Source organism: Acinetobacter sp. Q85-2, assembly GCF_013420555.1.
In the GTDB taxonomy this organism is placed as follows: Bacteria; Pseudomonadota; Gammaproteobacteria; order Pseudomonadales; family Moraxellaceae; genus Acinetobacter; species Acinetobacter indicus.
In genome coordinates, this window is record NZ_VOXW01000028.1 from 19,165 (window position 1) to 28,948 (window position 9,784).

A 9,784-nucleotide genomic window follows, 5' to 3' on the forward strand; every position below is an offset into this window, starting at 1 on the left:
CATAACTGAAAAAATGAACTTTGGCATCATTTCTATCCTTTTGCCCAGAATTTCAGCTATGATGAAAGTCAGGCAATCAGGATAATAAAAGATGGTAGAGCATTCATTGACACAGGAATTGCAACAGCGCTTACGCTTCTCGCGAAGTATGCGTGAGGCGCATGCGGCCGTGTTGATTGCGATTACCGATGAAGCTCAGCCGAAAGTCCTGCTGACCCGCCGCTCGGCCTATTTAAACAGCCATGCCGGTGAGGTGTCTTTCCCGGGCGGCAAGCGCGATCCACAGGATACCAGTAATATTGTGGTGGCACTGCGCGAAGCACAGGAAGAAACCGCGCTGAATCCTTTTGATGTGGAACTGATTGGCGATTTGCCAATGCAAAAATCGCGTAATGGCATGCTGGTCAAACCCATTGTCGGCCTGATTCCACCCGAGGTGCAGCTGTCAGCGCAACCGACCGAAATTGACCGTATTTTTTTCGCCTCTTTAAAAAATCTGATGGAAGCGCCGCCGGTGCCATATGAGGTGCGCTATGCCCATCAGTCCTTATATTTTCCCAGCATGCGCGTTGAAAATGAGATTGTCTGGGGATTAACTGCACGGATGCTGGTGGCTTTATTTCAGTATGGGCTGGATTATCAAAAAGAATGGCCATTTTTACTGAATTCACCGACGTTTCGATTTAAATCATCTAAATAGGGAATTTTAATGTTGTATAAATTTCAGGGCATTGCCCCAAAAGCATTACATCAACCATGGGATGGTTGGGTCGCCGAAACCGCAACGGTCATTGGTCAGGTCGAGCTGGGCCGGCAGGTGAGTATCTGGTTTGGCGCGGTGGTGCGTGGCGATAACAGCCTGATTCGTCTTGGAGATTTTAGTAATGTCCAGGAAAATGCGGTGCTGCATACCGATGCGGGTATTGAGATGCAGATTGGTAACTATGTCACTATCGGTCATCAGGCCATGTTGCATGGCTGTACCATCGGCGATAACAGCCTGATTGGTATTAACGCGGTGGTGCTGAATCATGCCGTGATTGGGAAAAACTGTATTATTGGCGCCAATGCGCTGATTCCGGAAGGCAAAGTCATCCCGGATAATTCGGTGGTGATGGGTTCTCCCGGCAAGATTGTAAAAACCCTGGATGAAGCAGGGGCAGCCCGCCTGAAACTGAGCGCCTTACATTATGCCGAGCACTTCAAGCATTTCCAGCAACTGGAAAAAGTCGAACTTTAAGATACCTAAAGGCCAGTTTGAAACTGGCTTTTTTTCTGTGTGAAAGCCGGTGAAGTTCTCGCCTAGTGTCTAGGAGTGGAGTATGATAGCGGCCAGTTTTTAAAATTTAATTTTAAGGTTGTGCATGAAGTTACTGGCATTGGAAACTGCCAATGAGCAGTGTTCCGTTTCGATTGTAAATGACACGCAGGAACTGTTTTTTCAGTTGGATGAGCGCGCCAAGGCACAAACCCAAACCATTCTCCCGATGATTGAGCAAGGTTTTGCTCAGACCGAAACGGCCACTGCCGATTTAACCGCAGTGGCCTTTAGCCGTGGCCCGGGCTCGTTCAGTGGCGTGCGGATTAATGCCGCGGTGGCACAGGCACTGGCCTGGTCACATGATCTGCCGGTCATTCCGGTATCGACCTTGCAGGCACTGGCACAAGCGGCTTATCGGCTAGCAGGTTTAAGCGCGGTAACAGCAGTGCTGGATGCGCGGATGAATGAAGTCTATATCGCCAGTTTCCAGTTAGATGCAGAAGGCATTATGCAGCCGGTGAGCGAAGAACAGTTATTGGGCTATAGTGATGCGGCGGCCGTAGCGCAGTCCCCATTAGTAGGCTCAGGTTCAACCTTATTGCAACAAGAACAAACACAATACAAAGACTTAAGTGCAACGGCGCAAGATATTGCTACCATTGCACGCGTATTGGCTCAACGTAAAGCATGGGTCAGTGCGGAATACGCATTACCGGTGTATTTGCGGGATAATGCTTGGAAAAAAATTCCAGAACAAGGCAAATCATAACTAGGATTTTCTATGGATTTTTTACTGCTGCTGAAAGCGGCAATTATGGGAATTGTTGAAGGAATCACAGAATTCTTACCAATTTCCAGTACCGGCCATTTAATTTTGGCTTCAGAACTGATGAACTTCTGGACCAAAGAAAAAAGTGATGTTTTTGTAATTGCCATTCAAATGGGGGCAATTGCAGCAGTGATTTATGAATACTGGACCCGGCTTTGGGGCGCAGCCACCGGCATGTTCACCGGCGAAGAAACCGGACGCCGTCTGGGCTTTGGCCTGATTCTGGCCTCGCTGCCGATTATTCTGATTGGTTTGACTTTCGGGCAAACCGTGAAAGCGATGTTGTTTAATGATATCGCCGTGGCTATTGGCCTGATTATTGGTGGTCTGATCATTATCTGGATTGAGAAGCATCCACCTCAAGTACGGGCACAGGAAGTTGAAGACCTGACCTATAAAGATGCGATCTGGATTGGTCTGATTCAGGTACTGTCTTTAATTCCGGGCACTTCACGTTCGGGCGCGACCATTATTGGGGCGATGTTCCTGGGCGTATCACGTAAAGCGGCGACAGAATTCTCGTTCTTTCTGGGAATTCCGGTGATTATTGGCGCAGGCTTGCTGGATTTATATCAAAGTTATGATGTCTTCCAGACCACGCAGGACTGGACCGTACTGAGCGTCGGGATTATTGTTTCCTTTATCTCCGCATTAATCTTAATTCGCGCGCTGGTGGCGTATGTGGCCAAACGCGACTTTATGATTTTTGCCTGGTATCGTATTGTGTCAGGCCTTCTGATTTTACTCTTTGCATATACAGGCTGGACCTTATGGTAAGCGAACTTCGCTGCTATACCGAACCCGCATTTTTTGAGAAAGCACAGCACTATCAGGCTGTGCTTTCTTCACGTGGGGTTACCCTTCAAATTGATGTCATCGACAAACTGAATGCACGTTTTTTAAGACTGCATCCAGACATGGCGCTCTGCGTTGATGCCGATGGCCTGTGGCTATGTGCGCTGGGCATGAAAATGCAGCCAGACTGGCAGGCTGAAATTCCGCGTTTAAAACGCGCGTCATTAAAGTCAGAAATGCTGGCCCGTGCCTGTAACCTGGCGGAAAAACCGCAGCTGATTGATGCAACTGCAGGTCTGGGCCATGACAGTTTGCTGATGGCGCATTTGGGGGCTGAAGTAACGCTGGTAGAACGGCATCCGATTCTGTTTAGTTTATTGGAAGACAGCTACCAGCGCGCCCTACAGGACCCGTTTTTAAGCAAGGTTGCCGCACGCATCCACTTGGTCTTTTCTGATTCGGCTGATTACTTAAAAGCGCAGGCAGAAGCAGGGCAGGCTGTTGATGTGGTGTATCTGGATCCGATGTTTCCACAGCGTGACCAGAACCAGCAGGCGGTAAAAAAACAGGCACAAGTCAAAAAGCAGATGCAGCTGCTGCATTTGTTATTGCCGGAACATGGTGAAATGGATTTGGGCGATGCCTTGCTACCGCTGGCGCAAAAAATCGCCAAACGTGTGGTGGTTAAGCGACCACGTCTGGCGGTGTATCTGGCCGGGCAAACACCGGATCATCAATGGACGGGAGATGCCTGCCGCTTCGATGCCTACTTCCGGCAGGACGCGACCAAAGTAAACGGGTAATCGCTTCAAAACTGGGCAAAGATTTGTTATATAGTTAAAAAAGAGCATTGATAATTATGACATCAGGCATAAACTAAGTCTGCACAAAGCGAGCCACTGCTAACGACAATCTTATGATCGACTTTAAACCCTCCATCAATTTTTGGCATGATTTTAAAAGCAACCAAACAGCGGGGATGTGGTTATTTTTTGGTTCGCGCCGATCTTTACAGATTGTCCGTCCTTCCATTCTGCAACTGATTTTCTGGGGCATTTTAGGTGGTCTGGCCAATACTTTATTTAGCTGGCTCAGCGCCGGTGAAACCGGTGATTTTAACCCGCAAGGTCTGGTCAGTTATGCCTTATGGCCGTTTCTTGCCTTAATTGTCGGGATTTTCCTGTCCCAGCGCGTTAATAATCCACGCCTCATGCTGGTACCGGCTTTACTGTGGCTGGTGTTAGACACCCACATCGCCTTATTGCAAAGCCTGATCCAATATCTGGGCATGATTGATGTGTTGCCTTATGTTTTCTATGACTATCTGCCACTGATTTTTATGGTGCTGTTTGTCTGGCAGAGTCTGGCGGTGGTCTGGGTATTTTCCCGTGAGCTGAAATGGCCGTGGTGGGAACGTGCGCTGATTGTTCTGGCCACGCTGTTTACCCTGGTGGTGTGGCAGATGTCGGTCAAGAGCCAGCCAATCTGGAAGGTGGAAGAGGTCCCGCCGACGTTTAGCGAAGAAGCCTTTTATGCACAAAGCAAGATACTGAATCAGGCGCTGGAGAAGATTCAGTATGGCGAATTTGCGCAATCACACTGGTATTTTCTGGGCGTGGCCGGGGCCAGTTATCAGGATGTGTTTATGTCCGAAGTCGAGCGGATTCGGGAACAGTTCGATACCCGCTTTGGCACTTTTGGCCGCTCGATGATTCTGGTGAATAACCCGATGACACGCAATGTCACCCCGATTGCCTCACGCACCAGTATGGAACTGGCACTGCGCCGTATAGGCCAGCAGATGAATCCGGAAAGCGATGTGCTGTTTTTATACATGACTTCACATGGCTTGCCGAACCAGTTTGAAATGGAAAATGCGCCGCTGGAACTGCAACAGGTTGATCCAAAATGGCTGCGCGATGCGCTGGATAAATCTGGCATTCGCTGGCGCGTAATTGTGATCTCGGCCTGTTATTCGGGCAGTTTTGTTTCGGCCCTGCAAAATGACAATACTTTGGTAATTACCGCATCGGCCGCAGACCGCGCTTCATTCGGCTGTTCCAACGAAGCTGATTATACCTATTTTGGCCGAGCCTTCTTTGATCAGGCCATGCGTGAAAATAACAGCTTTGCCGAGGCTTTTGCACAGGCCAAGCTGACCGTGGCAAAATGGGAGCAGGCACAAGGTTTTGAACCGTCTGAACCGCAATGGTCGATGGGTAAGAATATGCAGCTGATGTTGCCGCAACTGGAGCAGCGTTTATTCCCACAAGCCGTGGTCGCGCAGCCAAATGAAATGCCTTTAACTTTAGACAGCCCTTAAAACAGGATAAGACGATGGAATTAATACAGAACAATCGATGCTTTGATGGCGAACAGCGAATTTACCGTTTTAATTCCAGCAGCTTAAACGGGGAAAGCCGTTTTGGTATTTTTCTGCCGGCACAAGCCTTGGCCGGTCAGGACTGTCCGGCGCTTTTTTACCTGGCGGGTTTAACCTGTACCGAAGAAACTTTTGCAATTAAAGCGCATGCCCAGCGTCTGGCGGCACAGTTGGGCTTTATTCTGATTAGCCCGGACACTTCACCTCGCGGTGAGCAGGTGGCGCAGGGCGATCACTGGGATATCGGGCAGGGGGCAGGTTTTTATATTAATGCAACCCAGGCACCCTGGGCAGCGCATTACCAGATGGAACAGTTTGTTGCAGAAGAGCTGTATAAGCTGGTGTGTGAACAGTTTGCGGTGCAAACCGACAGCATTGGTATTTTTGGCCACAGTATGGGCGGCCATGGTGCGTTAACGCTAGCTTTTAAATATCCGGAAAAATTTAAATCAGTTTCTGCCTTTGCGCCGATTTGTGCGCCAAGCCAATGCCCGTGGGGCGAGAAAGCCTTTAGTGCCTATTTAGGTGAGGATCGTCAAGGCTGGCAAGCACATGATGCCACCGCACTGGTCCAGCAAAAAGGCAAGCAATTTGCCGATATTTTAATTGATCAGGGCTTGCAGGATCAGTTCTATAGCCAGTTGAATCCGGCGCTGTTCCAGGCCGCTTGTGCGCAGGCCGGACAGCCGCTGAGCTTACGTGAACATGCCGGCTATGATCATGGTTATTACTTTATTCAAAGTTTTATCGATGATCATCTGCAATTTCATGCAGTCCAATTACAATCCTAATATAATCCATCACGCAGAACACCGCTTTTGACCTGTTGCAGGGTGAAGGCGGTCTGTGATTTTTTGTTTTTTAATTTTTAACCGTGTCTTTATTTTAAAAAATAATTATAAGGCCTGATATGCAAAACCAAGATATACATCCGACTTTTACCGCAGAGGAACAGACCCAGCTGCCGCCAGCGCTTGTCGTTGATTCACCTGAACCGCAGCTGCTTGGACAGCGCCACCCTTTTCATTTTTATGGCACTGCCATGGAATATTTCGGCATCTGGATTGTCAATATTCTATTGATTATTGTCACGCTGGGACTGTATGCGCCGTGGGCCAAAGTACGCCGCTTGCGCTATTTTTATGGCAATACTGAATTTATCCAGCGCCGTTTTGACTTTACCGGTGTGCCGAGCAAGATCTTAATTGGCCGGCTGATTGCAATTGGCCTGTATCTGGCCATTTCGCTGTTATCCAACTACTCGGTACGCGCCACCCTGATTGGGGTACTAATCCTGTATCTGGCGGTACCCTGGCTGATTCGGGCCACCCTCCGCTTTAATGCACGTAACAGTAAATTTGGTAACAGCCGCTTTTTCTTTTCCGGCACTAGCAAGAAAGCCTATATCGAATTTCTAAAAGGGATTCTGGTGTATATCTTGACCCTGGGCGTATTTTTCCCGGTGCTGATCTGGCTGTATAAGCGTTATTGCCTCGATCATCTTTATGCAGGGCAATTGCAGTTTAAATTGCAGGCCGACTGGTCGGCCTATATGCGCGCCATGTATGTGCCGCTGTTTCTGTTTATCGGCATGTTGGGAGCGGCAGCACTAGTACTGGCCTTGCTGGCCGATTTTTCCAGTCTGAGTGCGGTGCAGTATGTCTGGATTTTTATGGGCATCTATTTGCTGGCGGCTTTATTCATCTGGCCATTAATGCTGGCGCGGATTTTTATGACCAGCTGGAACAATACCACCATCAGTCGTAGCCAGTTTCAGACCAGTTGCAACCAGTGGCGCTATGCCTGGATTGTGCTCAGCAACTGGATGGTGAAAATTTTAACCCTCGGCCTTATGACGCCGTGGGCGGCAATCCGTTTATATCGCTATCAGGTGGAGTCTTTAAGCCTGCATTTAAACAATGATCCGGACCTGCTGATGAACCAGTTACAGGGTGATCCAAGCGCGATTGCGGAAGAAATTAGCGATATCTTTGATATTGATGTGTCTTTATAAGGAAAGCACTGATGCAACAGATGACGGTTGAAGCCGTGTTTTATGATGGTCAGAGTGCCAAGCCTTATACTGCTCAGGTGTTGGCAGCCGATGCGGACAGTATCTGGGTTCAGTATGGTGAAAACTTTGTCTTGCAGCGCCGTTATCGTTATCAGGACATGCTGCTGATAGGCGCATTGGGCCGTATCCAGCCGGTAATTGAACTCCAGGATGATGCACGTCTGGAGTTTCAGCAGCCTTTACCGGACTGGTTTCAGCTGCAGCAAAAGAATATCTATCAGTCGATCTGGAAGCTGGAGCGTACCCCCAGCCTGATTCTGTTTAGCACCATTTTTATTGTGGCGCTGGCCTTTGCCACGGTGAAGTGGGGCATTCCGTGGGCCTCGCATGTGGTGGCCAATCAGTTACCGGAAACCACCCTGAACAGTGTCGGCAATGAAGCAGAACACTATGTGCTGGAGATGACGGGTCCAAGCCGTTTAAGTGCGGCGCGCCAGCAGGCAATTTTACAGCAGTATCAGGCATTGGTGGCAGAAGACCGGCCGGCGAAACTGCTGTTTCGAGAAGGGAATCGGTTGGGTGCCAATGCGGTGGCGATTCCCAACAATACTATTATTCTGACCGATGAACTGGTTGAGCTGGCACAGGATGACCGGGAAATTCTGGGGGTGCTGGCACATGAGCAGGGTCATCTGGTCGAGCGGCATAGTCTGCAACAGGCGCTGGCCAGTTTAGGTTTTGGGGTAATTCTGATTGCGATTACCGGTGATGGCTCCGATTTAATGACCAGCCTGCCTCTGGCTTTGGTGGGTGCCAGTTATTCGCGTAATTTTGAAGCCGAAGCCGATCATTATGCCTTAACCACCATGCAGCACAAGCAGGTGCCAACCATCCATTATGCCAACCTGTTACAACGGCTGGCAGATGAAAGCGGCGAAAGCGAGCAGGGTAAGTCGGTCTGGGATTTTCTGCAAAGCCATCCGGCCACGCAGGAGCGTATTGAAGCAGTCAAGGCCTTTGAAGCCAAGCAATCTGCCGAAGTAAAATGAGCAGATCTAAGTAGGTTTAATCGGCCTGCTGCCAGTCAGCACTTAACTGTTCCTGTCCCATGCGTTGCAGATGATCCAGCACCACCTGTTCCAGCCGGTTCAGGTCGGTGTGTTCATCTAAAGCAATAATTTCGGTATAGAGCGCATCAGATTGTGGCTGTAACACAATGGTCGCGCTTGGCATCAAAATACGCAGTTCCTGTGCTGTTTCCTGTACTTCAAATTTGTGTTTCCAGTGGTTACCCAGGCGTTTGGCCAGACGGGCCGCTTGTGTGGTGGCAATATGACTATAACGTTTCATGAAAAATCCTGTTCAGTAAGCCTTAAGCCTAAGAGAAAAGAGCGCCCAGACAAAGCCGCGTGTTGCAACACAGCGTTGTAGATTTGCAATCTTGCCGCAGGTGGCCATCTGCCGCCCCAGAGCCGGGGACAATTTGTTATAATGGCGTAGTCACTCAAATACTTAGCCAGGGTCTCCCATGTCCAAGCCATATTTAATTGCGCCTTCTATTCTTTCTGCAGACTTTGCCCGTTTAGGGGAAGAAGTAGAAAAAGTGCTTGAAGCCGGTGCTGATGTTGTCCACTTTGATGTCATGGACAATCACTATGTACCCAACCTCACCTTTGGTGCAGGCGTATGTAAGGCCCTGAAAAATTATGGGATTCAGGCGCCAATTGATGTGCATTTAATGGTCTCTCCGGTGGATCGCATGATTGGCGACTTCTTGGAAGCCGGTGCCGATATTATTACCTTCCACCCGGAAGCTTCGGACCATATTGACCGTTCGCTGCAACTGATCAAATCGGGCGGTGCCAAGGCCGGTCTGGTTTTTAACCCGGCAACGCCGCTGCATTATCTGGATTATGTGCTGGATAAAGTCGACCAGATTTTATTGATGAGTGTGAACCCGGGCTTTGGTGGCCAGAAATTTATTCCTATGACCCTGGAAAAATTACGTCAGGCGCGTCAGATCATTGATGCCTCAGGCCGTGATATTCGCCTTGAGGTTGATGGTGGGGTTGGCCCGGCCAATATCCGTGAAATTGCCGAAGCCGGTGCCGATATGTTTGTGGCCGGTTCAGCAATTTTTGGCAAACCGGATTATAAAGCTGTGATTGATGAGATGCGTGCCGAGCTGGCCAAAGTCGGTGCCGTGAATACCTAATAAAACTGGATAAGTTATCTGCATCCTGTGGATAAGTTTGTGATTAACTCTATGGATATCTATGTTGATAACAGTATGGATAACCGGATTAATTTATAAACAGTTGTGCATCAATCGTTTGCCAATTAGACATAAAATGTATAAAAAGGACTCAAATGAGCACTGCTGTCCCATAGTTTGCTTTAAATAAAAAAACCTGAGTCCTAACAGTTAAAATATGAGTGCAAACAAACACTTTAACGACCAGGATTCAGGTTTTGTCACATCAGAATACCGTATTTCATGAG

Annotated in this window: 11 protein-coding genes; 10 read left to right on the forward strand and 1 reads right to left on the reverse strand. The window is 48.7% G+C overall.

What is annotated here, in order from left to right:
* The first annotated feature begins 91 nt into the window (after window positions 1–91).
* The 9 genes from FTT68_RS12745 to FTT68_RS12785 all read left to right on the forward strand — a co-directional run bounded on the left by FTT68_RS12745 (window position 92) and on the right by FTT68_RS12785 (window position 8,331).
* Entirely contained in the window at window positions 92–700 is a 609-nt protein-coding gene (locus FTT68_RS12745) for a CoA pyrophosphatase (protein WP_005179902.1), read from the forward strand.
* 12 nt (window positions 701–712) lie between these two features.
* Entirely contained in the window at window positions 713–1,240 is a 528-nt protein-coding gene (locus tag FTT68_RS12750) for a gamma carbonic anhydrase family protein (RefSeq protein WP_163143421.1), read from the forward strand.
* 124 nt (window positions 1,241–1,364) lie between these two features.
* Window positions 1,365–2,030, forward strand: coding sequence for a tRNA (adenosine(37)-N6)-threonylcarbamoyltransferase complex dimerization subunit type 1 TsaB (gene tsaB, locus FTT68_RS12755; RefSeq protein ID WP_180048532.1), 666 nt, complete (start codon window positions 1,365–1,367; stop codon window positions 2,028–2,030).
* 12 nt (window positions 2,031–2,042) lie between these two features.
* Window positions 2,043–2,867: an undecaprenyl-diphosphate phosphatase gene (locus FTT68_RS12760; protein ID WP_016659491.1), complete on the forward strand. Its 825-nt coding sequence runs from the start codon at window positions 2,043–2,045 to the stop codon at window positions 2,865–2,867.
* Window positions 2,861–3,688: a class I SAM-dependent methyltransferase gene (locus FTT68_RS12765; protein WP_180048533.1), complete on the forward strand. Its 828-nt coding sequence runs from the start codon at window positions 2,861–2,863 to the stop codon at window positions 3,686–3,688. The genes FTT68_RS12760 and FTT68_RS12765 overlap by 7 nt, the downstream gene beginning before the upstream one ends.
* Before the next feature lie 113 nt (window positions 3,689–3,801).
* Window positions 3,802–5,208, forward strand: a complete 1,407-nt coding sequence (locus tag FTT68_RS12770; protein ID WP_180048534.1) for a C13 family peptidase — start codon at window positions 3,802–3,804, stop codon at window positions 5,206–5,208.
* Window positions 5,209–5,222: 14 nt separating this feature from the next.
* Entirely contained in the window at window positions 5,223–6,059 is an 837-nt protein-coding gene (gene fghA, locus FTT68_RS12775) for an S-formylglutathione hydrolase (protein WP_005179891.1), read from the forward strand.
* Between the two features lie 119 nt (window positions 6,060–6,178).
* Entirely contained in the window at window positions 6,179–7,282 is a 1,104-nt protein-coding gene (locus tag FTT68_RS12780) for a YjgN family protein (protein WP_180048535.1), read from the forward strand.
* Window positions 7,283–7,293: 11 nt separating this feature from the next.
* Window positions 7,294–8,331: a M48 family metallopeptidase gene (locus tag FTT68_RS12785; RefSeq protein WP_180175408.1), complete on the forward strand. Its 1,038-nt coding sequence runs from the start codon at window positions 7,294–7,296 to the stop codon at window positions 8,329–8,331.
* A gap of 16 nt (window positions 8,332–8,347) precedes the next feature.
* On the opposite strand, the gene FTT68_RS12790 is transcribed toward FTT68_RS12785, so the two are convergent.
* A complete protein-coding gene (locus FTT68_RS12790; RefSeq protein ID WP_104472524.1) occupies window positions 8,348–8,632 on the reverse strand; it encodes a DUF2218 domain-containing protein in 285 nt (94 codons plus the stop codon).
* 178 nt (window positions 8,633–8,810) lie between these two features.
* Here FTT68_RS12790 and rpe point away from each other — a divergent pair, with 178 nt between their 5' ends.
* On the forward strand, window positions 8,811–9,497 hold the full coding sequence (gene rpe, locus FTT68_RS12795; protein ID WP_075175405.1) for a ribulose-phosphate 3-epimerase: 687 nt from the start codon (window positions 8,811–8,813) through the stop codon (window positions 9,495–9,497).
* The last annotated feature ends 287 nt before the right edge of the window (window positions 9,498–9,784 follow it).

Coding starts and splice junctions, on each gene's coding strand:
- FTT68_RS12780 (WP_180048535.1), top strand. CDS start 6,179: ATGCAAAACCAAGATATACATCCGACTTTTACCGCAGAGGAACAGACC.
- FTT68_RS12770 (WP_180048534.1), top strand. CDS start 3,802: ATGATCGACTTTAAACCCTCCATCAATTTTTGGCATGATTTTAAAAGC.
- tsaB (WP_180048532.1), top strand. CDS start 1,365: ATGAAGTTACTGGCATTGGAAACTGCCAATGAGCAGTGTTCCGTTTCG.
- fghA (WP_005179891.1), top strand. CDS start 5,223: ATGGAATTAATACAGAACAATCGATGCTTTGATGGCGAACAGCGAATT.
- FTT68_RS12765 (WP_180048533.1), top strand. CDS start 2,861: ATGGTAAGCGAACTTCGCTGCTATACCGAACCCGCATTTTTTGAGAAA.
- rpe (WP_075175405.1), top strand. CDS start 8,811: ATGTCCAAGCCATATTTAATTGCGCCTTCTATTCTTTCTGCAGACTTT.
- FTT68_RS12760 (WP_016659491.1), top strand. CDS start 2,043: ATGGATTTTTTACTGCTGCTGAAAGCGGCAATTATGGGAATTGTTGAA.
- FTT68_RS12785 (WP_180175408.1), top strand. CDS start 7,294: ATGCAACAGATGACGGTTGAAGCCGTGTTTTATGATGGTCAGAGTGCC.
- FTT68_RS12745 (WP_005179902.1), top strand. CDS start 92: ATGGTAGAGCATTCATTGACACAGGAATTGCAACAGCGCTTACGCTTC.
- FTT68_RS12790 (WP_104472524.1), bottom strand. CDS start 8,632: ATGAAACGTTATAGTCATATTGCCACCACACAAGCGGCCCGTCTGGCC.